This is a genomic window from Halobacillus litoralis, from assembly GCF_020524025.1.
Lineage (GTDB): Bacteria > Bacillota > Bacilli > Bacillales > Halobacillaceae > Halobacillus > Halobacillus litoralis_D.
Genome location: NZ_JAIVKN010000001.1, coordinates 899,471 through 924,579 on the forward strand (window position 1 = coordinate 899,471; position 25,109 = coordinate 924,579).

Annotated in this window: 23 protein-coding genes; 21 read left to right on the top strand and 2 right to left on the bottom strand. The window is 42.0% G+C overall.

Annotation, left to right across the window (positions count from 1 at the left end; translation table 11 throughout):
• The first annotated feature begins 86 nt into the window (after window positions 1–86).
• The 11 genes from recA (at window position 87) to mutL (ending at window position 14,826) form a co-directional block, all read left to right on the top strand.
• Entirely contained in the window at window positions 87–1,130 is a 1,044-nt protein-coding gene (gene recA / locus LC036_RS04780) for a recombinase RecA (protein WP_226578952.1), read from the top strand.
• A gap of 282 nt (window positions 1,131–1,412) precedes the next feature.
• Window positions 1,413–2,975 carry a ribonuclease Y gene (gene rny, locus LC036_RS04785; protein WP_226578954.1) on the top strand — a complete coding sequence of 521 codons (1,563 nt, stop codon included), beginning with the start codon at window positions 1,413–1,415 and terminating at the stop codon, window positions 2,973–2,975.
• Window positions 2,976–3,060: 85 nt separating this feature from the next.
• Window positions 3,061–3,858 carry a TIGR00282 family metallophosphoesterase gene (locus LC036_RS04790; protein WP_226578956.1) on the top strand — a complete coding sequence of 266 codons (798 nt, stop codon included), beginning with the start codon at window positions 3,061–3,063 and terminating at the stop codon, window positions 3,856–3,858.
• 108 nt (window positions 3,859–3,966) lie between these two features.
• Window positions 3,967–4,227 carry a stage V sporulation protein S gene (locus tag LC036_RS04795; protein WP_008640081.1) on the top strand — a complete coding sequence of 87 codons (261 nt, stop codon included), beginning with the start codon at window positions 3,967–3,969 and terminating at the stop codon, window positions 4,225–4,227.
• 842 nt (window positions 4,228–5,069) lie between these two features.
• Window positions 5,070–6,110, top strand: a complete 1,041-nt coding sequence (gene tdh, locus LC036_RS04800; protein ID WP_226578958.1) for an L-threonine 3-dehydrogenase — start codon at window positions 5,070–5,072, stop codon at window positions 6,108–6,110.
• Between the two features lie 19 nt (window positions 6,111–6,129).
• Window positions 6,130–7,305: a glycine C-acetyltransferase gene (locus LC036_RS04805; RefSeq protein WP_226578960.1), complete on the top strand. Its 1,176-nt coding sequence runs from the start codon at window positions 6,130–6,132 to the stop codon at window positions 7,303–7,305.
• A gap of 151 nt (window positions 7,306–7,456) precedes the next feature.
• Entirely contained in the window at window positions 7,457–9,028 is a 1,572-nt protein-coding gene (gene miaB / locus LC036_RS04810) for a tRNA (N6-isopentenyl adenosine(37)-C2)-methylthiotransferase MiaB (protein ID WP_226578963.1), read from the top strand.
• Window positions 9,028–9,456, top strand: coding sequence for a RicAFT regulatory complex protein RicA family protein (locus tag LC036_RS04815; protein WP_226578965.1), 429 nt, complete (start codon window positions 9,028–9,030; stop codon window positions 9,454–9,456). The genes miaB and LC036_RS04815 overlap by 1 nt, the downstream gene beginning before the upstream one ends.
• 170 nt (window positions 9,457–9,626) lie before the next feature.
• Window positions 9,627–10,199, top strand: coding sequence for an outer spore coat protein CotE (locus LC036_RS04820; protein WP_226578968.1), 573 nt, complete (start codon window positions 9,627–9,629; stop codon window positions 10,197–10,199).
• Window positions 10,200–10,370: 171 nt separating this feature from the next.
• Window positions 10,371–12,947, top strand: coding sequence for a DNA mismatch repair protein MutS (gene mutS, locus LC036_RS04825; RefSeq protein ID WP_226578969.1), 2,577 nt, complete (start codon window positions 10,371–10,373; stop codon window positions 12,945–12,947).
• A 13-nt stretch (window positions 12,948–12,960) separates the two neighbouring features.
• Window positions 12,961–14,826, top strand: coding sequence for a DNA mismatch repair endonuclease MutL (gene mutL / locus LC036_RS04830; RefSeq protein WP_226578972.1), 1,866 nt, complete (start codon window positions 12,961–12,963; stop codon window positions 14,824–14,826).
• A 105-nt stretch (window positions 14,827–14,931) separates the two neighbouring features.
• On the opposite strand, the gene LC036_RS04835 is transcribed toward mutL, so the two are convergent.
• Complete coding sequence (locus LC036_RS04835) at window positions 14,932–15,291, bottom strand: helix-turn-helix domain-containing protein (protein ID WP_226578975.1); 360 nt, start codon at window positions 15,289–15,291, stop codon at window positions 14,932–14,934.
• Between the two features lie 188 nt (window positions 15,292–15,479).
• Between LC036_RS04835 and miaA the strand changes: the two genes are divergently transcribed.
• The 8 genes from miaA to LC036_RS04875 all read left to right on the top strand — a co-directional run bounded on the left by miaA (window position 15,480) and on the right by LC036_RS04875 (window position 23,011).
• On the top strand, window positions 15,480–16,424 hold the full coding sequence (gene miaA / locus LC036_RS04840) for a tRNA (adenosine(37)-N6)-dimethylallyltransferase MiaA (protein ID WP_226578978.1): 945 nt from the start codon (window positions 15,480–15,482) through the stop codon (window positions 16,422–16,424).
• 30 nt (window positions 16,425–16,454) lie between these two features.
• Complete coding sequence (gene hfq, locus LC036_RS04845) at window positions 16,455–16,679, top strand: RNA chaperone Hfq (RefSeq protein WP_226578981.1); 225 nt, start codon at window positions 16,455–16,457, stop codon at window positions 16,677–16,679.
• 141 nt (window positions 16,680–16,820) lie between these two features.
• The gene (locus LC036_RS04850) at window positions 16,821–17,762 is read left to right on the top strand and encodes an AAA family ATPase (RefSeq protein ID WP_226578983.1); all 942 of its coding nucleotides are present in this window, start codon (window positions 16,821–16,823) and stop codon (window positions 17,760–17,762) included.
• Between the two features lie 76 nt (window positions 17,763–17,838).
• Window positions 17,839–19,074: a GTPase HflX gene (hflX, locus tag LC036_RS04855; protein ID WP_226578986.1), complete on the top strand. Its 1,236-nt coding sequence runs from the start codon at window positions 17,839–17,841 to the stop codon at window positions 19,072–19,074.
• A gap of 19 nt (window positions 19,075–19,093) precedes the next feature.
• Window positions 19,094–20,356, top strand: coding sequence for an aminotransferase class I/II-fold pyridoxal phosphate-dependent enzyme (locus tag LC036_RS04860; RefSeq protein WP_226578988.1), 1,263 nt, complete (start codon window positions 19,094–19,096; stop codon window positions 20,354–20,356).
• 111 nt (window positions 20,357–20,467) lie between these two features.
• Window positions 20,468–20,872 (top strand): MerR family transcriptional regulator, encoded by a 405-nt coding sequence (locus tag LC036_RS04865; RefSeq protein ID WP_226578991.1) that lies wholly within the window; start codon window positions 20,468–20,470, stop codon window positions 20,870–20,872.
• Between the two features lie 24 nt (window positions 20,873–20,896).
• Window positions 20,897–22,228, top strand: a complete 1,332-nt coding sequence (gene glnA, locus LC036_RS04870) for a type I glutamate--ammonia ligase (RefSeq protein WP_226578994.1) — start codon at window positions 20,897–20,899, stop codon at window positions 22,226–22,228.
• A 558-nt stretch (window positions 22,229–22,786) separates the two neighbouring features.
• Window positions 22,787–23,011 (top strand): hypothetical protein, encoded by a 225-nt coding sequence (locus LC036_RS04875; RefSeq protein WP_226578997.1) that lies wholly within the window; start codon window positions 22,787–22,789, stop codon window positions 23,009–23,011.
• 103 nt (window positions 23,012–23,114) lie between these two features.
• Here LC036_RS04875 and lexA read toward each other — a convergent pair whose 3' ends face one another.
• The gene (gene lexA / locus LC036_RS04880; protein ID WP_226578999.1) at window positions 23,115–23,738 is read right to left on the bottom strand and encodes a transcriptional repressor LexA; all 624 of its coding nucleotides are present in this window, start codon (window positions 23,736–23,738) and stop codon (window positions 23,115–23,117) included.
• Window positions 23,739–24,046: 308 nt separating this feature from the next.
• On the opposite strand from lexA, the gene LC036_RS04885 reads away from it, so the two are divergent.
• Together LC036_RS04885 and LC036_RS04890 are read left to right on the top strand one after the other, a co-directional pair.
• A complete protein-coding gene (locus LC036_RS04885) occupies window positions 24,047–24,697 on the top strand; it encodes a recombinase family protein (RefSeq protein ID WP_226579002.1) in 651 nt (216 codons plus the stop codon).
• Window positions 24,698–24,807: 110 nt separating this feature from the next.
• Window positions 24,808–25,041 carry a DUF896 domain-containing protein gene (locus tag LC036_RS04890; RefSeq protein ID WP_226579005.1) on the top strand — a complete coding sequence of 78 codons (234 nt, stop codon included), beginning with the start codon at window positions 24,808–24,810 and terminating at the stop codon, window positions 25,039–25,041.
• The last annotated feature ends 68 nt before the right edge of the window (window positions 25,042–25,109 follow it).

Below are 25,109 nucleotides of genomic sequence, written 5' to 3' on the forward strand. Positions count from 1 at the left end.
AAAAGGGAACATTTATTCGCTTTTTGGTTGGCAAACTATGAAAAACAAGTTATGATAGGATTAGAAATTTCGAAAGGCGGTATAGTATGAGCGATCGTAAACAAGCATTAGATATGGCATTGCGTCAAATAGAGAAACAGTTCGGCAAAGGCTCCATTATGAAAATGGGGGACGGTGGGGAGCAAAAAGTAAACACCGTTCCAAGTGGCTCCCTGGCATTGGATGTTGCCCTTGGGGTAGGCGGGTATCCGCGGGGAAGAATCGTAGAAATTTATGGTCCTGAATCTTCCGGTAAGACCACAGTAGCGCTTCATGCTATTGCGGAAGCTCAAAGAAAGGGCGGTCAGGCTGCCTTTATTGATGCTGAGCACGCGTTAGACCCTGTCTATGCAAGAGCACTTGGAGTAGATATTGAAGAGCTTCTTCTGTCTCAGCCTGATACAGGTGAGCAGGCTCTTGAAATTGCAGAAGCATTAGTGCGCAGTGGAGCTGTCGACATGGTTGTTATTGACTCCGTTGCTGCTCTTGTGCCTAAAGCAGAAATCGAAGGGGAAATGGGCGATTCACACGTTGGTTTACAGGCGCGTTTAATGTCTCAAGCTCTTCGTAAACTATCAGGAGCGATTAATAAATCGAAGACAACGGCTATCTTTATTAACCAAATTCGTGAAAAAGTAGGAGTTATGTTCGGTAACCCTGAAACGACACCAGGTGGACGGGCACTTAAATTCTACTCCTCTGTTCGTCTTGAAGTCCGTCGTGCGGAAACTTTGAAACAAGGAAATGAAATGGTTGGTAATAAAACGCGACTTAAAGTTGTTAAGAACAAAGTTGCCCCTCCATTTAGACAAGCAGAAGTAGACATTATGTATGGAGAAGGCATTTCCAGAGAAGGCGAATTGTTAGATATCGGCACGGACCTTGACCTCATTCAGAAGAGCGGTTCATGGTACTCTTATAATGAAGAAAGATTAGGTCAGGGCCGTGAGAATGCTAAGCAGTTCCTTAAAGAGAATGTGGAAATCTATGACGAAGTTAAACGTTTAATTCGTGATCACTATGGTATGGAGCTGGATGAAGAATCGGCTGATAGTAAGACCAAAGATGGTCAGGAAACACTCGATGTTTAATTAAGGTTTTTCAATAAAAAAGCAGTGCCTGCTCTTTGGCACTGCTTTTATTCAATCTCTTGAAAAGAGAAAACGCATTTCTTAATAGACAGATATTTTTTAATTTTTCAATATGTCAGCAGATACATAGCGTGTTTCCTTGACATTCCGCATAGTCAAGCATAAAATGAATGTGTATCATTTTCATCTTTATACCCTTATTTTTAAACAAATGAAACTGAAAATGAAGCGTTTGTAATTACCGACAAACGGACCAACATCATAGCAAGAGGAGGTGAAAATATGGATTTGATATCCTCGCTCATCTTCATTTTGCTTGCCCTTATCATCGGTTCTGTTGTTGGTTATCTTATTCGGAAATCGATTGCGGAGGCGAAAATTTCCAGCGCTGAAGAACTTGCGAAACAGATTGTAGAAGAAGGTCATCGCAATGCTGAATCAGCTAAAAAGGAAGCTCTTCTCGAAGCGAAAGAAGAGAATCAGAAATTTCGCCAGGAAGCGGAGAACGAAATCCGTGAACGCCGCTCGGAACTGCAGAAAACTGAAAATCGTTTGAATCAGAAAGAAGAGAATCTTGATCGTAAGAGTGGTACGCTTGACCAGCGTGATCTTTCACTCGAGAAGAAAGAAGGGACTCTTGCCGAGAGACAACAACAAATTGAAGAAATGGAAAGCAAAGTGGAAGCTATGCTTCAAGAACAACAAACAGAGCTTGAGCGTATTTCAAGCTTAACATCAGACCAGGCGAAACAAATGATCCTAGAACGCGTTGAACAAGAAGTATCGCATGAGTCAGCTATTATGATCAAAGAGGCTGAAAACCGCGCGAAAGAAGAAGCTGACAAAAAAGCGAAGAGCATTCTTTCACTGGCCTTACAACGTTGTGCTGCAGATCACGTTGCTGAAACAACTGTCTCTGTCGTCAACCTGCCAAATGATGAGATGAAAGGTCGAATCATTGGTCGAGAAGGTCGGAACATCCGGACACTGGAAACCTTGACAGGGATTGATCTAATTATTGATGATACACCTGAAGCGGTTATCCTTTCAGGGTTTGATCCTATCCGCCGCGAAACGGCACGGATGGCGTTGGAGAAACTTGTCCAGGATGGTCGTATACACCCGGCCAGAATTGAAGAAATGGTGGACAAGTCCCGGCGTGAGGTTGATGACTATATTCGCGAGGTGGGTGAACAAACGACATTTGAAGTGGGCGTACATGGCCTGCATCCAGACCTTATTAAAATATTGGGTCGTCTCAAATATCGTACAAGTTATGGACAAAACGTCTTGAAACACTCGACTGAAGTTGCATACTTATCAGGCTTGCTTGCTGCTGAACTTGGTGAAGACGAAACGCTTGCACGTCGTGCAGGACTCCTTCATGACCTTGGTAAAGCCATTGACCATGAGGTAGAAGGAAGCCACGTTGAGATAGGTAAAGAGCTTGCGATGAAGTACAAAGAAAGCGAAACAGTCATTAATGCCATTGCTTCTCACCATGGTGATGAAGAACCGACATCTATCATTTCTGTTCTAGTTGCTGCTGCAGATGCTTTATCTGCTGCACGTCCAGGAGCAAGAAGTGAAACGTTGGAAAATTACATTAAGCGTTTAGAGAAACTAGAGGAAATCTCTGAGTCTTATGAAGGCGTAGAGAAGTCCTTTGCGATCCAGGCAGGTCGTGAAGTTCGGATTATGGTTCGTCCTGATGAAATTGATGATCTTGAAGCTACAAGATTGGCACGAGATATTCGAAACCGAATCGAGGGTGAACTCGATTATCCAGGTCACATTAAAGTTACTGTTATTCGTGAAACACGTTCTGTGGAGTATGCGAAATAAAAAAATGAAGCGGCCCACAAGGCCGCTTCATTTCTGTTTTATCGGGAAGAATAATGGAATGACGTAAAGAAGGAAGGATTTGTTTATGAGAATATTATTTATTGGTGATGTTGTAGGATCCCCCGGCCGTGAAATGGTAGATGAGTACCTGCCAAAACTAAAACAAAAATATCAGCCAGCTGTTACCATTATTAACGGGGAGAATGCAGCTTCTGGAAAAGGGATTACAGAGAAAATATACCGCCGCTTTTTAGAGAAAGGCGCACAGGCAGTTACACTAGGCAACCATGCCTGGGACAAAAGAGAGATCTTTGAATTTATTGATGAAGCAGATTATCTTGTCCGTCCTGCAAACTTTCCTGAAGGAACACCAGGAAAAGGCCTTACTTTTGTAAAAACACCAAAAGGAGAAGTGGCTGTCATTAATTTGCAGGGAAGAACTTTTATGTCACCCAACGATGACCCTTTCCAAAAAATTGATGAGCTCATAAAAGCCGCAAAGAAAAGAACCTCCATCATCTTTCTTGATTTCCATGCTGAAGCGACCAGTGAAAAACAGGCCATGGGTTGGTATGTAGACGGACGTGTAAGTGTTAATGTAGGAACGCATACCCATATTCAAACAGCGGACGATCGCATTCTGCCTGGTGGGACAGCTTACATATCCGATGTTGGCATGACGGGTCCTTATGATGGAATCCTTGGCATGGAAAGAGAAGCGGTTCTAAAACGCTTCAAAACAAACTTACCTGTACGTTTTGAAGTTCCGAAAAAGGGAAGAGCACAATTAAGTGCCTTCTTGGTAGATGTGGATGAGAGTACAGGCAAATCTACAAGAGTTGAAAGAATTCTAATTAACGACGATCATCCATTTTTTACCTGATTATTTGAATTTTGCGACAAATTCATTCATAATGAAAAGGTAATATCTCACATCTCCAAGAATATAGTAGTTATGGAACAACTATAGTGATTGAAGGAGGAGCTAGTAATGGAAGTCTTAAAAGTATCAGCTAAATCCGTACCTAATTCAGTAGCAGGAGCCTTGGCTAATGTTGTACGTGAGCGCGGCACTGCCGAAATTCAGGCTATCGGGGCAGGTGCACTTAACCAGGCGGTGAAAGCCGTTGCGATCGCGCGGGGTTTTGTAGCACCGAGCGGAATGGATTTAATATGTATTCCGGCCTTTACAGATATCATGATTGATGAAGAAGAACGGACGGCAATTAAGTTGATTGTCGAACCTCGATAAGATTGATCCTAAGCTTGCCTTCCGGAGTTTCCGGGTGAACTTGGATTGTGGATGAGAATTCCTATTTATTAAAGTGAATGAAGAGAGTATCGTATTAATTTAAGAGATAAAGCCGCCTTCTTTATGTGGAGGACGGCTTTATTTTAATAGATTTAAAAGTCTTCACTCTTCTGCAATAAAATAGAGCGAACTACAAAGGACTGATTGATAGAACTGTCTTTGACTATAATAAGGATTAAATTCAATGGCTTTATTCAATACTATAATTTCCTGAGGCTTCATAAAAAATCCTCCAGTTTTCATGAAAAAATGACCCCTATAATATACTCTATCTTCCTTCCTCGTATCGGCAGATATTTTTCACTCAATAAAGAAAGAGCATTATTTATAGAATAAGGACCAGGTGATAAATGTTGTGTCCTGATCTCGTTAAGACAAGCCTTTTCAAGCTTCTCTCTGTTCTAATCTATTTTTAAGTTGTACATTTCCAGCTTTCTGCCTCTCTATACTTTTAATTTTCTAAAAAACGTAATGGAGATCCTTCATTTCCAGTTAATTTTACAGTCGTTAAGTAATCATGGACTATATTTAAACCCTGGCCAGCTGCAAATAAAAAATCTTCCTTTAAAAAATTCGTCCTGCTAAAGGCTTTGGAAAATCTAAAGTTTGGGGTTAATTTTCTATTTAACCAAGGAGTGACATCCAAGAGGAAACATCGTTATTCCTTATATAGTCTTTTGTGTTTTTCCAGTGGACAGTTAGGGTTGATTTATTTCAGTTTCATGGTAATATGTTGGTATAATAGCTTTATTTTGATTCATGAAGGTTAGGAGATGTTCACTGTGAATGGAACGATGAAAGCAATCGTAAAACATCACCGCGGTGCTGGAGCCCAGCTGAGAGAAGTACCCATTCCTCAAATCGGTGAAGAAGAAGTATTAATACGTGTGAAAGCTACATCTATCTGCGGAACGGATGTTCATATTTATAATTGGGACGAATGGTCTGAAAGCCGTGTCCACCCTCCATATGTGTTTGGTCATGAATTTTCTGGAGAAATTGTAGAAGCTGGATCAAAAGTCCGCAATTTCAAAACCGGCGATTACGTTAGTGCTGAAACGCATTTAGTCTGCGGACACTGCCCTCAATGTCTTACGGGGAAATTCCATATTTGTGAAAATACGAAAATTATCGGAGTCGATACTCAAGGTTGCTTTGCAGAATATGTTGCTCTTCCGGCTGAAAACTTATGGAAGAATCCTGATAACTTACCAACAGACATCGCTTCTATACAAGAACCTATGGGTAATGCTGTACATACTGTCCTGAACGGGGACGTTGCAGGGAAATCCGTGGCGGTTATTGGCTGTGGACCTATAGGATTGATGGCTGTTGGAGTAGCTAAAGCAGCAGGAGCCTCTCAAGTGCTTGCTTTTGATCTTAATTCCTACCGACTGGAATTGGCTGAGAAAATGGGCGCCTCAACTACGATCAACTCTGGAGAAATCGATCCTGTAGAAAGAGCGAAGCAGTTGACAGAAGGTCATGGTGTCGATGTGGTGTGCGAAATGAGTGGACACCCTGTAGCTATGGATCAAGGGTTTAAGATGATTACAAATGGCGGTCGCGTTTCCATACTGAGCCTGCCTACTAAACGTGTAAGTTTAGATGTTACAAATGATATTGTCTTTAAAGGTGTTGAAGTTCAAGGCATTACAGGCCGTAAAATGTATGAGACTTGGCAGCAGGTTTCAAGACTGCTTCATTCCGGCCAGGTCGACGTTAAGCCGCTCATTACCCACCATTTGAAGTTAGAAGAATTTGAACATGGATTTGACCTGATGAATAAAGGTCAATGTGGAAAAGTAGTATTACACCCTTAATCGAAGAGGAGGACTATCAATGAAAGGTTTTGAATACCTACAAAAAGAATTGGATGAAATGCAGGAACAAGGAACTTTCCGTAAGTTGATTCCACTTGAATCGGCACAAGGTTCAAAAGTGAAAATAAAAGGGAAAGAAGTTATTCAACTTTCTTCCAATAATTACCTGGGGTTGACTTCCCACCCTAAAATGAAAAAAGCAGCTGATAAAGCGAATGAAGAATACGGTGTTGGTACAGGTTCAGTTCGAACTATTGCCGGTACTTTGAAGATGCATGAAGACTTTGAGGAAAAATTGGCTGAGTTTAAACACACAGAAGCAGCCCTTGTATTCCAGTCCGGATTCACAACGAATCAGGGAGTTCTATCTTCAATACTAGGAAAAGAAGACGTCGTGATTTCCGATGAATTAAACCATGCTTCCATTATTGATGGGATCCGCTTAACAAAAGCTGACCGTAAAATCTATAAACACGTGGATATGCAGTCTCTTGAGGATGCACTTAAACAAAGTGGTGACTACCGTACACGCCTCGTTGTTACAGATGGTGTTTTTTCGATGGACGGGAATATTGCACCTCTGCCTGAAATCGTAGAGCTCGCGGAAAAATATAATGCCCTGGTGATGGTTGATGATGCTCATGCCAGTGGAGTGTTAGGGGATAACGGCCGCGGAACGGTTAATCACTTTAACTTAGATGGCCGCGTCCACATTCAGGTAGGGACATTGAGTAAAGCTATTGGCGTACTGGGAGGCTATGTGGCAAGTACCAAGACGTTAAGAGAGTATTTGATTCATAAAGGTCGACCGTTCTTATTCAGTACATCCCATCCGCCGGCTGTTACAGCTGCCAATGATGCAGCGATCGACGTACTTCTTGAGGAGCCGGAGCTTATTGAAAAACTTTGGGATAATACCAAATTCTTTAAGGATGGCTTAAATGCGCTCGGCTTTGATACAGGAATAAGTGAGACGCCAGTAACACCTGTAATGATAGGCGATGATGCTTTGACCCACCAATTTTCAGATGAATTGTTTGAAGAAGGGGTGTTTGCTCAAGGGATTGTGTTCCCGACTGTCCAGCGCGGCAAAGGAAGAATCCGTACCATTGTGACTGCTGAACATTCGAGAGAAGAGCTTCAAGATGCGTTGAATGCTTTTGAGAAAGTCGGCAGAAAACTGGGGATTTTATAGAGTTCAAAAGACCGCTATGCTGGGACATAGCGGTCTTTTATAATTGCATTATTTATGTACATAAAAAGGCTTTTCATGTTTATACTTAAATTTTCAGTCAAAACTTGATATAATGGTACAGTTAGAAGGATCGGCTTGAAAGGAGATCATTATGAACGAACAGCAGCGAAAAGAAATGTCGCAGATTCGACAAGAAGAACCTGGGAGTAAGTCACAGGAACAAGAAAATTTAAATCGATTAAAGCAAAAAACGAGTGAAGATTTTGTAAAATATTTTGAAACCACATACCAGCCTCCAAATATGAGGGATGCGCAGCGCCGTAAACGTAAGGAAACGGATGTGCATTATGACTTTGAAATTCCTGAGGACATGGACCAGGCAGGCAGAGGAAAGAAATATATGATCCGTACATACGGCTGCCAAATGAATGAACATGACACAGAAGTAATGGCCGGGATTTTTGAAGAGATGGGATATGAAGCAACAAAAGATACAAAAGAAGCAGATATCATTCTTTTAAATACATGTGCCATCCGAGAAAATGCAGAGAATAAAGTTTTTGGTGAAATCGGCCACTTAAAACCATTGAAAATGGAGAACCCGAACTTGATTATCGGAATCTGCGGATGTATGTCGCAGGAAGAATCCGTTGTCAATCGAATTTTGAAAAAACACCCGTTTATTGACCTGATCTTCGGCACGCATAACATCCATAGAATTCCACAGCTCGTGAAAGAAGCGATGTTTGGGAAAGAAATGGTTATTGATGTCTGGTCTAAAGAAGGCGATATCATTGAGAACCTGCCTCGTTCCCGTAAAGGAAAAATTAAGGCGTGGGTAAACATTATGTACGGTTGTGATAAATTCTGCACGTACTGCATCGTTCCTTATACCCGGGGGAAAGAGCGGAGCCGTCTTCCTAAGGATATTATTCAGGAAGTACGTCACCTGGCGGCCCAGGGGTATAAAGAAGTTACGCTTCTAGGTCAAAATGTAAACGCGTACGGCAAGGATCTGGATATCAACTATGGGCTTGGCGATCTGATGGATGAACTACGCAGTATCGACATTCCCCGCGTTCGTTTTACAACCTCTCACCCGAGAGATTTTGATGACCGATTAATTGAAGTGTTAGCTAAAGGTGGAAATATGCTGGATCATATTCATCTGCCTGTTCAATCTGGTAATACAGATGTTCTTAAGATTATGGGCCGGAAGTACTCGAGAGAAGAGTACTTAGAGCTTGTACGTAAGATCAGAGCAGCTATGCCTGAAGCTACATTGACGACGGACATTATCGTAGGCTTCCCTAATGAAACAGAAGAACAATTCCAGGATACATTATCATTAATGGAAGAAGTTGGGTTTGAAGCCGCGTATACATTTATTTATTCTCCAAGGGATAATACGCCGGCAGCCAAAATGAAAGATAATGTTTCCATGGAAGAAAAGAAAGACCGTCTTCAGCGTTTAAATAAGATCGTCAATCAACAATCTGCTGATGCTATGAAAGAGTATGAGGGCGAAGTTGTTGACGTACTTGTTGAGGGAGAGAGTAAAAATAATCCAGAAGTCCTTGCAGGGTATACGAAGCGGAATAAATTGGTTAACTTCCGCGCTCCGCGTTCTGTGATTGGTCAAATAATTCCTGTTAAAGTAGTAAAAGCAAAAACATGGTCTCTTGATGGAGAAATGGTAGAATTAAGCGCAGAGGTGAAATGATGGCACAGTATACACGGAAAGAAGTTGTAGATGAAGCAAAGAAATTAGCGAAAATGATGGCGGATATTGAAGAGATTGACCGCTTTAAGCAGATCGAGGCGAAGTTAAACGATAATCAAAAAGTTCAGTCCCATATTAAAAAAATCAAGGCCCTCCAAAAACAGGCGGTAAACTTTCAGGCCTATGGGAAAACAGAAGCCTTGCAGAAGATTGAGAAGGAAATTGACAGGCTTCAGGATGAACTGGATGAAATTCCAGTTGTCGCAGAATTTAAAGATTCCCAGACAGTTATCAATGATATACTGCAAATGATTTCTAATACAATTTCCCGTGAAGTCACGAATGAAGTCATTCGGTCTACCGGCGGGGACATTCTTCAAGGAGAAACAGGTTCTTCAAATAATCAAAGTCATGGCTGCGGCCACTGATGCATACACTTCCGTCAGAGGGTTTTCCCCTCTGGCGGATTTTTTTCGTACAATTTTATGGGCTCGTGCATACAATGAATTAAACACGTCCTTACGCCAGTATCCTGGTAGTCACCATCCGCCCAACCCCTGCATAGGATGGGTGGTAGAATAAGGAGGAGTGAAACCCTATGTCTTTTTTTGAGCGAGATTACAGAGAGATTATTACAAAAGCTGTAATCGGAAAAGGTAAAAAGTTTACAGAATCAACGCACACCATCAGTCCCTCGCACCGCCCGACCAGTATTTTAGGATGTTGGGTCATCAATCACATTTACAATGCTAAAAAGAAAGGAGATCACGTCGAAGTATCTGGTAGTTACGATATCAACGTATGGTATTCCTATAACGACAATACAAAAACAGAAGTTGTCACTGAAAGAGTCAGCTACTGCGATCACGTGAAATTGTATGTGAAAGATGATAATTGTGTCCATGATGAGTTTGAAGTTATCGCCAAAGTTGTACAGCAGCCAAATTGTCTTGAAGCGAACATTTCTGCCAATGGACAAAAAATTGTTGTAGAAGTAGAAAGAGAATTTATTGTTGACGTTATTGGTGAAACGAAGCTGTGTGTGAAAGTGAACCCGCACGGCTGTGACCACGATGATGATTATGAACATGATCTTTCATCTGATGATTTCTCTGCCATTGAAACGGACTTCCTTCCATCCTCATCCAGCAGTCATGATCATAAGGATTAATCCCTATCTCCTTGCTGATTCAGCGAGGATTTCTTTTTTTATCCGGGTGTACATGAAGTGTGCACCTGGAGATGTTTTAAGGAAAGGACATTGAGCTCTTCATTCAAGAAGGTTGTCCCCGTGTGCTATAATGGGTGGAGAATCTTACGTACGTTTTGGAGGAGTAACATGATGTCACAATATACACCGATGATGCAGCAATATTTAAAAATTAAAGCCGATCAAAAGGATGCCTTTCTATTCTTCCGGTTAGGCGACTTCTACGAACTTTTCTTCGAGGATGCATTAAAAGCATCTCAGGAACTTGAAATTACGTTGACCAGTCGTGATGGAGGGGGAAGCGATCGAATTCCGATGTGCGGAGTCCCTTACCATTCTGCCGAAAACTACATAAAGCAGTTGATAGAAAAAGGGTACAAGGTAGCCATATGTGAACAAGTGGAAGACCCTAAATCAACAAAGGGTGTAGTGAAACGCGAAGTTGTTCAGCTGATTACTCCTGGAACTGTAATGGAAGGGAGTATGCTTGATGACAAAGAGAACAATTACCTGGCTTCATTAAGTGTTTTTGAAGATGGTTCCTATACAGTGAGTTACAACGATCTTACAACAGGAGAGAACAGTGTGGCGCTTATCCCAGGCGGGTTTGATGCAGCGATGAGTGAATTGTACAGCCGTCCTGTGAAAGAAGTGGTTGTTTCATCTAACTTTCATGAAGAACATCAAAGCATGCTTCGTGACCGCTTAGGATATACCGTCTCCCACCAGGATGAAACGGAGATAGAAGAAGCCTTTCTTTCTTTAGTGGAAGGGGTTAATCAAGAGAAACTTCTCACTGGTTTTGGGCGGCTGCTTAACTATATTCAGCACACTCAAAAACGGTCCCTGGACCACCTGCAGCCGGTTAAAGTGGTCGAACTAAAGCAGTATATGACATTGGACATGTATTCGAAGAGAAACTTAGAGCTCTTAGAAACACTAAGGAAACAAGGGAAGTCCGGTAGTCTGCTTTCGGTTGTTGATAAAACCATTACCTCTATGGGTGCGAGGATGCTGAAAAAATGGATGGAACGACCATTATTGTCGGCTGATGCTATTTCTACCCGTCACAATCAGGTAGAAGGCTTTTTAGATCAGTTTTTTGAGCGTGAAGCACTAAGGGAAGAATTGACAAGTGTATATGACTTAGAACGCCTTGCTGGGCGAGTCGCTTTTGGTAACGTGAATGCGAGAGACTTGATCCAACTGCGGAATTCATTAAGCCGGATCCCTGCTATTTTATCTACTCTTTCAAGTTTTCAAAATTCCTCTATAAAGGAATTGTATGAAACCATTGATCCGCTGGAGGACTTGAAAGAACTCCTGGATAACAGTATCGCTGAGGACCCGCCAATTTCAGTCAAAGAAGGCGGCCTTATACAAGATGGATTTAACCAACAGCTGGACGAATACCGCTTTGCTTCCAAAAACGGTAAGCAGTGGATTGCCGAACTGGAACAGAAAGAACGCCAGAAGACAGGCATTAAATCCTTAAAGATCGGTTATAATCGTGTGTTCGGCTACTATATAGAAGTCACCAAAGCGAATCTGCGTCATCTTCCAGAGGGGATGTATGAGCGCAAACAAACGCTTACAAACGCGGAACGGTTTATAACTCCTGAACTGAAAGAAAAAGAGTCGATCATTCTTGAAGCACAGGAGAAAAGTGTGGAACTAGAATATGACTTGTTCTTGAATGTAAGAGAAGAAGTGAAAGCTTATGTACAAAGGCTGCAGCATTTAGCTGAACAGATCAGCCGCATTGATGTGCTGCAAGGCTTTGCCCAAGTTGCTGAAGCTTACCAGTATGTAAGGCCGACTTATAAAGAAGATCGAATCGTTGATATCAAACAAGGCCGTCACCCGGTAGTAGAAAGGGTTATGAAGGATGGAACGTTTGTACCTAATGATATATACATGGATGAGAAGACCGATGTGTTACTTATTACAGGACCCAACATGTCCGGTAAAAGTACCTACATGCGGCAGCTTGCTTTGACAGCTATCCTTGGTCAGATGGGATGTTTCGTTCCGTGTCAATCTGCCACACTTCCAATATTTGATCAGGTTTTCACACGAATTGGAGCAGCGGATGATCTTGTATCCGGGCACAGCACATTTATGGTGGAAATGTTGGAGGCTAACCACGCCCTTTCTCATGCCACAGAGAACAGCATGATTCTCTTAGACGAAATCGGCAGAGGAACGAGCACTTATGATGGAATGGCTTTAGCACAGGCCATTGTCGAATATATTCATGAAGAAATTAAAGCTAAGACACTATTTTCGACTCACTATCATGAACTGACCTCTCTAGATGAGGAATTAGAACATTTGAAGAACGTCCATGTTCGTGCGGAAGAATATGAAGGGAACGTTGTATTCCTGCACCAAATCAAAGAAGGACCAGCCGATGAAAGTTATGGGATCCATGTCGCAAAACTTGCCGACCTGCCTGATTCTTTAATACAAAGAGCGTCGAGTCTTTTGGAACAATTAGAAAGTGCGACTTCTTCTAAGGAAGTTTCAGCGGGAAAAGAAGCTGAAGAGCAGCTGACACTTTTTGTGGAAGAACCAAAGCCGAAAAAATCGAAAAGTCATCAACCCACATCAGTGGAAAAACACTTAGAATCTCTTGACTTAATGGAAATGACACCAATGGATGCAATGAATGAGTTGTACCAACTACAAAAACGTTTGAAGTCTTAAAGGAGGAACAGAGATGGCGCGTATCCGACTTATGCCAGATCATTTAGCCAATAAAATAGCGGCCGGAGAAGTTGTCGAGCGCCCCGCCTCTGTCGTAAAAGAACTGGTAGAAAACAGTATCGATGCTAATGCGACATGGGTGAAAATCGATTTAATGGAAGCCGGGCTGCAACGGATCCGAATTATCGATGATGGTGCAGGAATGGAAGAGGAAGATTGTGAGCGGGCCTTCCATCGTCACGCGACAAGTAAAATCATTGATGAAAATGACTTGTTCCATGTGCGGACGCTCGGTTTTCGCGGCGAAGCATTAGCGAGTATAGCAGCGGTCAGCCGGTTGAGCATCCAAACCTCAACAGGGGAAGAAGCCGGGACCAAGATTGATTTAGAAGGTGGGAAAGTTACACACCAAGGAAAAAGCGATGCAAGAAAAGGAACGGATATTACGGTTGAGGAACTCTTTTTCAATACCCCTGCACGGCTGAAATATATGAAGACGATTCACACGGAGCTTGGGCATATTACAGATGTATTGAACCGTGTAGCATTAGCTCATCCGGAAGTACAATTTATCTGTACTCATAATGAAAAGCAGATATTTAAGACAAATGGCCGGGGCGATCTGCTTCAAGTTATTGCGAGTATATACGGGATGAACGTTGCAAAAAAAATGCTCCCCATTGAGATGGAAACGGCTGATTTTAAAGTTCAGGGGTATATCGCTAAACCCGAAGTGTACAGAGCTTCCCGCCATTATATGTCTACAATCATCAATGGCAGGTTTATTCGCAGCATCCCATTAAATAAAGCCATTCTGCAGGGATATCATACGTTGCTGCCTATTGGGAAGAGCCCTATCGTAGGTCTCAATATCGATATGGATCCAATTCTCGTAGATGTCAACGTACATCCATCAAAAATGGAAGTCCGCTTTAGTAAAGAGAAGGAACTTTATGATCTTCTTGAAGAAACGGTTCGACAGACATTTAGAAAACAAACACTGATACCAAATGTTCAGGAATCGAAGCCGAAGCCAAAAAAAGAAAAATCGGAGCAAAGGTCGTTTGAATTCTATGAATCAAGAAAAGAGGATGCCCACAAACAGAGGGAAATGACTGTGGATCATTTAGTTGAACAGGAAGGTCCGACGACTTCAAACAATGAAGGTTTCTCCCGCCAACAGGATGAGCTTTTAAAAGAACTGGTCCCTTCCTTTGAACCGGAGAAATTAAAAGAAGAACCACCTGTACAAGAAAAGAGTGAAAAAGAGGAATTCGCCCAGGACAGGAAAGAGAACCGCGTCCCGACAATGTATCCAATAGGACAACTTCACGGTACCTATATCCTGGCTCAGAATGAAGATGGCATGTATATTGTGGACCAGCACGCAGCTCAGGAGAGGATTAAATATGAGTTTTTCCGAGATAAGCTTGCACAAGTTCACCATGAAGTACAAGAATTACTTGTTCCGATGACTTTTGACTTTTCTAAGCAGGAAGCTCTAAGGATCGAAGAATATAAAGATCAACTGGAAGAAGTCGGCCTGTTCTTTGAACCATTTGGGGACACCACTTATATTATCCGCAGTCATCCTCAATGGTTTCCGCAAGGGTTTGAACAAGAGGTCATTGATGAGATGATCCAACAGCTGATGAATGAAGAACGGATCGACATTTTAAAATTGAGGGAAGAAGCGGCTATTCTTATGTCCTGCAAGCGATCCATTAAAGCTAATCATTATCTCAACCAGACCGATATGTTTCAACTGCTTGAAGATTTGAGGCAATCGACCGATCCATTTACCTGCCCACATGGACGACCGATTATTGTGTTTTTCTCCGAATATGAAATGGAAAAAATGTTTAAACGAGTGATGTAAAAAAAGAGACCCATAAACGGGTCTCTTTTTTTATTAGAATAAAAGTTTACATAATATTATTGCGATAAACTTCAAAACCGACTTCTCTACACGGGAGAGGAGGGATTAAGATATATTTTTCTGTTGGAGTAAAAATCTGAAGTAATTATCAATTTGTTTAATTTCATCTGGTTGAATTCCAAACCAGGCCTTTTTGTCAAAAATGACAGGCTTTGTATACCCTTTTGTTTCCAGGAGCTGCTTAATTTCTCGCATTTCATCTTCAAGTTCATCACTTAATCCAAGAAGATAATCTGCGGTGGTATGAAGAGCATGGGCGATCTTTGATAGATCCTCAAGATCTGGAGATGTATAATTCCGTTCCCAATTCGATACGACTTGTGCGGACACACCGACTTTTTCAGCTAACATCGATTGTGTTAAACGCCTTTCTTTTCTAAGTGAACGAATTCTTTCATGAACCACTTAAGACGCCTCCTTTTCTATACTATAACACATACTAACGAAATGCGATAGTTAAACTAACGAATATTTTGAATATTACTAACGGGATTCGTTAGTAGGTATAACGGAATCCGTTAGTTTATGCGCTGAGGTATGATTCCAGAGCCATTCATGTATAATAGGTAGCAGAGTGAAAGGGAGGTGGAATTATGAAACCGGTAGTGATATCTGTCGTCGGTCCGACGGCGGTAGGAAAATCGGAATTGGGTATCAGGATTGCTGAACGTTTTGGTGGTGAGGTAATAAGCGGGGATTCCATGCAGATTTATCGCACGATGGACATCGGGACGGCTAAAGTAACTAATGAGGAAATGAGAGGGATCCCCCATCATATGATTGATGTGAAGGAACCTGAAGAAAACTTTTCTGTAGCTGAGTTCCAGGAGTGCGTGCAACAGTTAATTAAAGACGTACATACTCGTAACAAGCTTCCTATTATTGTTGGAGGAACGGGTTTATACATACAGGCAACACTTTATGATTTTAATTTTTCAGAAGAAAAAAAAGATACGGAAGTTATTCTTCGTCTGGAGGAGGAGGCTTCACAAAAGGGGAACGCTTATATGCACGAACGCTTAAGAGCTGTTGATCCTCTGCAGGCGGAGCGTATCCATCCGAACAATCTGCGTCGCGTTCTCAGGGCGCTGGAACATTTTGAGACAACTGGACAGAAGATGAGTGACAAACAAGAAGAACAGGCAGCTGAATCTCCTTTTAATCCGATCCTGATTGGTCTTGAGATGGACCGTGATCTTTTATATGAAAGAATTAATAAAAGGGTGGACCGAATGGTAGAGCAGGGATTGGTACAAGAAGTTAAGGATCTTTATGACCAGGGGCTTTCAGATGCACAATCTATGAAAGCCATCGGCTACAAAGAATTAATCCCTTACTTCCAGGGGACATGTGAGCTCAGCGAAGCGGTCGAGCTGTTGAAGCGGAACTCAAGAAGATATGCCAAGCGTCAGTATACGTATTTTAAAAATAAGCTGAACGTTGACTGGTACTCCATCACTCCGACAGACTATGAAGAGAAATTTGAAACAATTTTAGACGATTTAGCAGGAAAGCTTGATGAATACGTAGAATCGTAATACTACAGATAGAAAAGAGGAGGAAGATCCATGGCCCAATCCGTAAATATCCAAGATAACTATTTGAATCAATTAAGAAAAGAACGTATGCAGGTGACTGTTTTCCTATTGAACGGTTTCCAGTTAAGAGGCATTGTTAAAGCTTTTGACAACTTTACCGTTTTGTTAGAAACAGAAGGGAAGCAGCAGCTGATCTTTAAACACGCGATCTCAACATTCGCTCCAATAAAGAACGTATCTTTGGATAAAGAGTAGTTGCGTACATACGCCTCTCGAGTTCATTAATAAAAGCGGGGGTCCGTTACTGGGCTTCCGCTTTTATTGTTTTTTGTATAGGCGTTTGTCACAGCCTCCCAGCTCAAAGCGTATGATGAAACAGAATGAGGAGGGATCGATGTGCATCCGCAGGCAAAAACAGCGAAAACCGGCACGATTAATATCGTCTTGAATGAAACAAAGCGTAAAGCTGTTACGGACCAGAAGGCACTCGTAAGGGAGCAGCCGGCTGCCCCTTTTCGAAGGATCGATGAGTTTTTCTCAACCATTATAGGATTGCAGGATTTAAAGATGCGCCTTAAAGAAATTTATGCTCAAGTGATGATAGCCAAGAAACGAGAGCATGCGGGACTAAAAAAGAACAGTCAGGTTTTACACATGGTCTTTAAAGGGAATCCAGGCACGGGTAAAACAACAGTGGCAAGGATGGTTGCTGAACTATTTCAGGAAATCGAAGTCTTGGAGAAGGGTCATTTTATTGAAGCTGATCGAAGTGACTTAGTCGGAGAGTATATTGGGCATACCGCTCAAAAAACGAAAGATCTGATCCATAAGGCACTTGGCGGTGTGCTCTTTATTGATGAAGCGTACTCGCTTGCCAGAGGTGGAGAGAAGGACTTTGGTAAAGAAGCGATTGATACCTTAGTGAAGTGTATGGAAGATCACCATGATGAGTTAATTATCATTCTAGCTGGGTATCCTGCTGAAATGGAAGATTTTCTAACAATAAACCCGGGGCTCGCTTCCAGATTCCCCATTCAACTGTCATTTAAGAATTATCAGGCAAGGGAACTTACCTCCATTGCTCATGGAATGATTGAAGAAAGGGAATATTGTTTAACAAATGAAGCGCATGAAAAATTGCAGCAGCATTTAAAAGCTGTCTGTTCTCGTCGATCGGTTAATTTCTCCAATGCCAGGTATGTGCGGAACCTGGTTGAAGAGGCGATACGCAAGCATGCCTGGCGGGTCATCAGCCATTCAAAATTAGAAAAATCCACTCTCATGACGCTTGAGGCGGAGGACTTTTCAATCCAGCCAGATGAGCCTGCTGTTCATTAGGTGGTAATGATATTCATGGGCATTGTTTTTCTGGTATGATTAGTAAGACACAACGTGAAGAAAAGAAGGTGTAGATATGAAAACAAACGAGTTAGTGATATTAGTAGCACGAAGAGATCCTCAAGAACAAGAAGAACGTTTTCAATCTTCTCTTCAGGAACTTCAATCCCTCACAGAAACAGCCAATGGTGAAGTATGTAAGATCATTACTCAAAAGCGCGACCGGGTTCACCCGGCTACATACCTTGGTGAAGGAAAACTGGAAGAAATTAAAAACGCTGCTGAGGAAGCAGATGCAGAACTAGTGATATTTAATGATGAGCTGTCGCCCGGACAGCTCCGGAACATATCCGATAAAATAGGTCTTCGTGTCATTGACCGCAGTCAACTTATTCTGGATATATTTGCAGGAAGAGCAAACACAAAAGAAGGGAAACTGCAGGTGGAATTGGCGCAGCTTCAATATCTTCTGCCGAGGCTTGCCGGTCAGGGTACAGCTTTATCTCGTTTAGGCGGGGGAATCGGTACTAGAGGACCAGGGGAAACGAAATTGGAAACGGACCGCCGTCACATCCAGCGTAGAATCGATGATATTAAAAAGCGTTTGGATACAGTAGTGAAGCAGCGGGAGCAGTATAGAAAGAGGCGGAAGGAAAACCGTGCATTCCAGGTAGCTATTGTCGGTTATACCAATGCGGGGAAATCAACCTTCTTTAATCGTGTGACCGACAGCGATTCATTTGAGGAAGACCTTCTGTTTGCCACCCTTGATCCTTTAACACGTCAAATGAGTCTTCCTTCCGGATTTCAAGCTCTAGTATCAGATACGGTAGGCTTTATTCAGGATTTACCAACAACGTTAATTGCCGCCTTCCGTTCAACATTAGAAGAAGTGACAGAAGCCGACTTTGTTCTGCATATGGTTGATGCCTCCCACCCGGATCACCATCAGCAGGAAAGAACCGTCCTCACTCTCCTGGAGGATCTTGGTGCCGGCAAGCTGCCTATTCTGACTGTATATAACAAGAAGGATCTTTTAAGTGAGGATTATATCCCGAATTCTTTTCCGTCTCTGACGGTGAGTGTTCATGATCCAATCGATTTGAAACGTATTTTGTACAAGATTGAAGAGGTTTTGAAAGAAGAGTGGGACGAATATGATGTTTTTATCCCTGCTGCAGAGGGGAAACGGCTGCAGCAGTTTAAAGCTTACAGCATGGTTACATCCATGACCTTTTTTGAGGATAAAGAAGGCTATGCTCTTCATGGATATATTCATCCCGAGCATCCATTGAAACACCAGATTTTATAAAGTTAGGAAGAGAGACAGCATGAATATTCAAAATATAAAACAACAGACAGAAGAACAAATCTATGAACAACATAAACAGGTGGATAAGATTGTAGAGGAAAATCAAGCAAAAGTTCTGCGGGCTTTTCATAAGCTGCGTGTCAGCGATTCGCATTTCAATCCAACGACTGGATATGGATACGATGATTTTGGCCGTGATACGCTTGAGAGTTTATATGCAGAGATTTTCAATGGTGAGGATGCATTGGTCAGACCTCAGTTAATCTCCGGGACTCATGCCATTACGACAGCACTATTCGGCGTCTTAAGACCGGGAGATGAATTATTGTACATATCAGGTGATCCATATGACACATTAGAAGAGGTCATTGGGCGTCCAGAGGGAGAAGACACAGGCTCATTGAATGATTTTGGTATTGCTTACCGCTCCATCCCACTGACATCCGATGGGGATTTCTCTGAACAAAAAATTAAGGATTCGATTGGTGAACAGACAAGGGTAGTAGCTATCCAACGATCTAAAGGTTATGAGAACCGCCCTTCATTCCGCATCGATAGAATTAAATCGATCATACAGCTAGTCCGTCAAGTGAAGCAGGATGTCATTATCTTTGTTGATAACTGTTACGGAGAATTTGTAGAAACAAAGGAACCGCTGGAAATCGGTGCTGACTTGATTGCAGGCTCCCTTATAAAAAATCCCGGAGGCGGAATTGCAAGGATCGGCGGGTATATTGCAGGAAATAAAAAACTGATTGAGCAGTGCAGTTACAGGCTTACAGCTCCAGGACTCGGCAAAGAGACAGGAGCGAGCTTAAATAGCCTGCAGGAGATGTATCAAGGCATTTTTCTAGCTCCCCATGTGGTTGGAGAAGCTTTGAAAGGGGCCATCTTCACTTCGAAGTTTCTTAGTGATCTTGGTTTTAATACGAACCCTCAATTCGACGAAAAAAGGACAGATTTAATTCAATCTGTGAATTTTGAGACACCTGAACAAATGATCCGTTTTTGTCAGGCTATCCAGCAGGCTTCTCCGGTTAATTCACATGTGCTACCTCAGCCAAGCCCCATGCCAGGTTATGAAGATGAAGTAATCATGGCAGCGGGAACGTTTATTCAGGGAGCAAGTCTCGAGCTGACAGCAGATGGTCCCATCCGTCCTCCATATACGGCCTATGTGCAGGGAGGACTTACGTATGCACACGTGAAAATCGCTGTTACACAAGCGGTAGAACAACTCATGGAAGCGGGAGTATTCCGTGCGGAGGAAACTCTAAATTAAAGCCCTTTCATTAAGGTGACAAAAGCAGTGTGAACATTTCTCACATTTGTTGACATATCCCCTGCGTGACGTATAATGAAAGTATCATTCTTATGGGGAGGAGGCACATCGATGAGTGATGATATTCGTCGTTCTATGCCATTGTTCCCGATGGGGATTGTTCAATCTTTAACGGACCTTACTGCCCGCCAGATTCGGTATTATGAACAACATGAGCTGATTCATCCGGCGAGGTCAGAAGGTAACCGCCGTATATTTTCCTTCAATGATGTCGATCGTTTGTTAGAAATCAAAGACTTGATTGACCAGGGAGTAAATATGGCGGGAATTAAGAAAGTTCTTAAGCTTAACGATCAGCCTGAGAACGAAGCGTATGATGAAGAGCAAGTACAGGAGGTTCAAAATGAACTTTCCGAAAAACAGCTTCGTCGTATGCTGCAACAAGAACTATTCACAGCGGGAAGACAAGGTAAATTAGCAATCAGACAGGGAGAAATGTCAAGGTTCTTCCATTAATTTATGTTTGGGAGGAGAAATTCTATGGGTTTAACGAAAGAAGAAATATACAAGAAAATCGATGAAGAAAATGTCAAGTTTATCCGACTTCAATTCACAGATATGCTGGGCACAATTAAAAATGTGGAAATTCCACTCAGCCAGTTAGATAAAGCAATAGACGGAATGATGATGTTTGATGGATCCTCTATTGAAGGATTCGTACGTATTGAGGAGTCCGATATGTATTTAGTGCCGGACCTTGATACATTCGTCGTTTATCCTTGGACATCTGAAAAAGGAAAAGTGGCGCGCTTCATCTGTGACATTTACAACCCTGACCAAACTCCTTTTGAAGGATGCCCGCGCTATAACTTAAAGCGCAACATCAAGAAGATGGAGGAGCTTGGATTTTCTGCTTTCAACATTGGAACAGAACCTGAGTTTTTCTTATTTAAATTAGATGAAAAAGGCGATCCAACGATGGAGCTGAATGATAAAGGCGGTTATTTTGACCTTGCTCCAACGGATTTAGGCGAAAACTGCCGTCGTGACATTGTTCTTGAGCTTGAGGAGATGGGTTTTGAAATTGAAGCCTCTCACCATGAAGTAGCTCCAGGGCAGCACGAAATTGATTTTAAATATGCAGATGCTCTTAAGCACTGTGATGATATTCAGACGTTTAAACTTGTAGTTAAAACGATAGCAAGACAGCATGGGCTTCATGCAACCTTTATGCCGAAACCGCTATTCGGTGTAAACGGATCTGGTATGCACGCCAACATGTCCCTGTTTAACGAAAAAGGGAACGCGTTCTTTGATGAAAAAGGAAAAGAGCAGCTTTCTGATATAGCTTTCCAATTTACGGCAGGCATTATTAAGCATGCGACAAACTTTACAGCTGTAACAAATCCAACTGTGAATTCCTATAAGCGTTTAGTTCCTGGTTATGAGGCACCTTGTTACGTTGCATGGTCAGGACAAAACCGCAGCCCTCTGGTACGTGTTCCTACGTCCCGTGGTCTGAGTACACGTATTGAAGTACGCAGTGTTGACCCATCCGCTAATCCATATATGGCAATGGCTGTCCTTTTGGCGGCAGGCCTTGATGGAGTCGAAAATAAATTGGAAGCTCCAGCTCCAGTTGACCGTAATATCTATGTTATGGATAAAAAAGAACGGGAAGCTCATGGAGTTAAGGATCTTCCGGCTACTTTATATGATGCGCTGGAAGAACTTCAGAAAGATCAAATCATGGTCGAAGCCTTAGGTGAGCACCTTTATGAACACTTCCTTGAAGCGAAGGAAATTGAGTGGGATATGTTCCGTACTCAAGTTCACCCTTGGGAGCGCGAACAGTATTTACAAACGTATTAATACTAAAACCCTGTCACAAAGCTGTGGCAGGGTTTTTTTATGTCTAAAGAAATGACTTTATTAAATATTTTAGGTTTGTTCAAGAAAAGGACAGGCCGGTGATGTATCAATGTTTTCGAGGGAGTCTCGTAGATTACAGGTCCATCTTTTCCACATTAGGGGAAACGGAAACAAATGATATGTGAAATTCAAGAGCAGCCGGTTATTCCTCTCCGCGCATAAGAAGCGGGTCTGGTCGCAAGCTTGTAGCCAAGTGGACTTTTACGTGAGAAAGAGGTCGCTGAGCGGAAAGAACAAAGTAAGTGAGAAGGTTCGACACTTCGCCCGTGGAAAGCGGGTCGTTGTCCAGTCACCCCTTTGTTCAATAAACGTAACGGCCTCACGCAAATGAACATGGCTCAGCATCTAGTCATCCATAAAATCCACAATAAACTTTAACAGGGGCAAAGAAGTAAGAAGGTTCCAGTTCTTAAATGCAAGACTTTCCTGTATACAAAAGGGGTAGAAGAGCATATAATACTCTTTAAGAACATACGTTCGTAATCGGGAGGGGATAAGATGGAAGCTTTCTTTAAAAGAGCATCAGAGAATCAAAAGCCTGTGGAATTGATTTACTTGTCAAAAGAGAAAGAGTGGTCTCAACGAGCCGTAAAGATTTTGCAGAATGCAGAAGGATTTATCTTAGCTTATTGTTTAGAAAGGCGTCAGGTTCGCAAATTTCTTAAGCAGAACATTTATTCTGCCTTATATCTCAAGAGCAGGAAAAGAAGAATAGGTGCGTGAGTCCTTCGGAAATTTCTGCGGGAAGCAGATTGCTTTCTATTAAAAAGACACAAAAAGAGAGGTTCGCCTCCCTTTTTGTGTCTTTTTAAGTGGTATTTATTATTTAGTGCACGGTGCGGTATAATCCTACAACTTTTCCGAGTATGGAAACATCATTTAATATAATCGGTTCCATCGTGGCGTTTTCCGGTTGTAAGCGAATGTGGTTTCTTTCTTTAAAGAAGCGTTTTACTGTAGCTTCTTCTTCTTCTGTCATTGCAACAACAATATCCCCGTTTTGAGCTGTCTGCTGTTGTCTGACAATGACCATATCCCCATCTAGAATACCTGCTTCGATCATACTTTCTCCTTGTACGATAAGAACGAACGTATTGTCTTCTGAACCAGCCAGCGTGTCAGGAAGCGGAACATACTCTTCAATGTTTTCAACAGCAGTAATCGGGGAACCGGCCGTAACTTTACCGATTACCGGAGCATAAGAGGCTTCTGTTCTTGGAATGCTGTGGTCTTCTTCCAGTTCAATAACTTCGATGGCTCTTGGCTTTGTCGGGTCCCGGCGGATATATCCTTTTTTCTCGAGTCGGGATAGATGGCCGTGAACGGTCGAACTGGAGGCAAGACCAACGGATTGGCCAATCTCTCGAACGGAAGGGGGGTAGCCTTTTAATAGAACTTGTTCTTTTATGAAATCTAATATTTCCTGTTGCCGCTTTGAAAGTTTACTCATAGATTAGCACCTCGTACATAGGATTATAGTAACCACATTGTACCATGCTTATATTAGAAATACAAACAAGCGTTCGAAAAAAGGGCGTTGACAAGAACGTACATTCGTATATAATGGGAATTAACAAACGCGAACACAGGTTCTTAGGAACGTTCGTTCTTATTGGAGGGATATCAATGTTTAATAAACTATCAAAGCTCGATTATACCTATTTGATTCTGTTTATTGTTAGTTTTGCTATTCTCTATTATTCTATGGTAACGAGTGGATAAAATAAAAAGGAATAGTAGAAAAGAGGACAGGACATCATGAGAGTTATCCTATATTGTCGCGTTAGTACGGAGAAAGAAGCTCAGGTCACGTCATTAAAAAGGCAGAAGACAGAACTATCGGCCATGGCAGAAAATCATGGGATGGAAGTTGTGGAATGTATTGAAGAGCAGGCAAGTGGTTATGAAATAGAACGGACAGGAATTTTTAAAGTGCTTGATTACTTTTCAGCTAATAAGGCTGAAGCACTTCTCATACAGGACGAAACGAGACTTGGACGTGGAAATACTAAGATCGCCTTGTTTCATCAACTGAACCGTATGGGAATAAAAGTTTTTTCTCTTTCGCATGAAGGGGAACTGCAATTATCTGAATCGGATTCCATGGTCCTTCAGATTGTAGGGATTGTGGAGGAGTATCAAAGGAAAATCCATAATATGAAGATACGGCGGGGAATGAGAAAAGCAGTCGAACAGGGATTTGATCCTTCAAGTAATCTTTCCAACCAGCATATGGCTCCTGGGCGTGAGAGAATCGATTTCCCAATAGAAGAGGTGGTCCGCCTGAGAGGCAATGACCTTACCTTTAAAGACATAGCTGCTACTTTAAAGGGGCTGGGTTATGATGTCTCTAAGGCCACCGTCCATCGTCGCTACAAGGAATACGTTTCACTTGAAAAAGAAGAGTAGGCACGTTACTATATACATATATGACAAGAGTCCTTTGACTTCTTGTCTTTTTCACGTCTAGGACTCTCTACTTTTTTGATCCAGACTATATATAAAGGAGAAGGATCTATATGCTATCGAAAGAAAAAATCACGCGCATTAATGAATTAGCTAATAAATCGAAACAGCAGGAACTAACGGACGCAGAAAAGAAAGAACAAAAAAATCTTCGTCAGGAATATTTGAAGAATGCACGCCAGTCGTTTAAAAACCAGTTGAAAGGCGTAACAGTTATGGATCCAGCTGGAAATGACGTTACACCTAGAAAATTAAGACAAATGCAAAAAAATGAAAAAAAGAACTAATTTTTTAATTGAAAATACCTATTCCGCACTTCAGCATTTGAGTGCGGATTTTTTGTTTAAATCTTCAA

What these genes read in the sequence shown, in the direction of transcription:
- recA (WP_226578952.1), top strand. Translation starts at nt 87, where the DNA reads ATGAGCGATCGTAAACAAGCATTAGATATGGCATTGCGTCAAATAGAG.
- rny (WP_226578954.1), top strand. Translation starts at nt 1,413, where the DNA reads ATGGATTTGATATCCTCGCTCATCTTCATTTTGCTTGCCCTTATCATC.
- LC036_RS04790 (WP_226578956.1), top strand. Translation starts at nt 3,061, where the DNA reads ATGAGAATATTATTTATTGGTGATGTTGTAGGATCCCCCGGCCGTGAA.
- LC036_RS04795 (WP_008640081.1), top strand. Translation starts at nt 3,967, where the DNA reads ATGGAAGTCTTAAAAGTATCAGCTAAATCCGTACCTAATTCAGTAGCA.
- LC036_RS04805 (WP_226578960.1), top strand. Translation starts at nt 6,130, where the DNA reads ATGAAAGGTTTTGAATACCTACAAAAAGAATTGGATGAAATGCAGGAA.
- miaB (WP_226578963.1), top strand. Translation starts at nt 7,457, where the DNA reads ATGAACGAACAGCAGCGAAAAGAAATGTCGCAGATTCGACAAGAAGAA.
- LC036_RS04815 (WP_226578965.1), top strand. Translation starts at nt 9,028, where the DNA reads ATGGCACAGTATACACGGAAAGAAGTTGTAGATGAAGCAAAGAAATTA.
- LC036_RS04820 (WP_226578968.1), top strand. Translation starts at nt 9,627, where the DNA reads ATGTCTTTTTTTGAGCGAGATTACAGAGAGATTATTACAAAAGCTGTA.
- mutS (WP_226578969.1), top strand. Translation starts at nt 10,371, where the DNA reads ATGTCACAATATACACCGATGATGCAGCAATATTTAAAAATTAAAGCC.
- mutL (WP_226578972.1), top strand. Translation starts at nt 12,961, where the DNA reads ATGGCGCGTATCCGACTTATGCCAGATCATTTAGCCAATAAAATAGCG.
- miaA (WP_226578978.1), top strand. Translation starts at nt 15,480, where the DNA reads ATGAAACCGGTAGTGATATCTGTCGTCGGTCCGACGGCGGTAGGAAAA.
- hfq (WP_226578981.1), top strand. Translation starts at nt 16,455, where the DNA reads ATGGCCCAATCCGTAAATATCCAAGATAACTATTTGAATCAATTAAGA.
- hflX (WP_226578986.1), top strand. Translation starts at nt 17,839, where the DNA reads ATGAAAACAAACGAGTTAGTGATATTAGTAGCACGAAGAGATCCTCAA.
- LC036_RS04860 (WP_226578988.1), top strand. Translation starts at nt 19,094, where the DNA reads ATGAATATTCAAAATATAAAACAACAGACAGAAGAACAAATCTATGAA.
- LC036_RS04865 (WP_226578991.1), top strand. Translation starts at nt 20,468, where the DNA reads ATGAGTGATGATATTCGTCGTTCTATGCCATTGTTCCCGATGGGGATT.
- glnA (WP_226578994.1), top strand. Translation starts at nt 20,897, where the DNA reads ATGGGTTTAACGAAAGAAGAAATATACAAGAAAATCGATGAAGAAAAT.
- LC036_RS04875 (WP_226578997.1), top strand. Translation starts at nt 22,787, where the DNA reads ATGGAAGCTTTCTTTAAAAGAGCATCAGAGAATCAAAAGCCTGTGGAA.
- lexA (WP_226578999.1), bottom strand. Translation starts at nt 23,738, where the DNA reads ATGAGTAAACTTTCAAAGCGGCAACAGGAAATATTAGATTTCATAAAA.
- LC036_RS04885 (WP_226579002.1), top strand. Translation starts at nt 24,047, where the DNA reads ATGAGAGTTATCCTATATTGTCGCGTTAGTACGGAGAAAGAAGCTCAG.
- LC036_RS04890 (WP_226579005.1), top strand. Translation starts at nt 24,808, where the DNA reads ATGCTATCGAAAGAAAAAATCACGCGCATTAATGAATTAGCTAATAAA.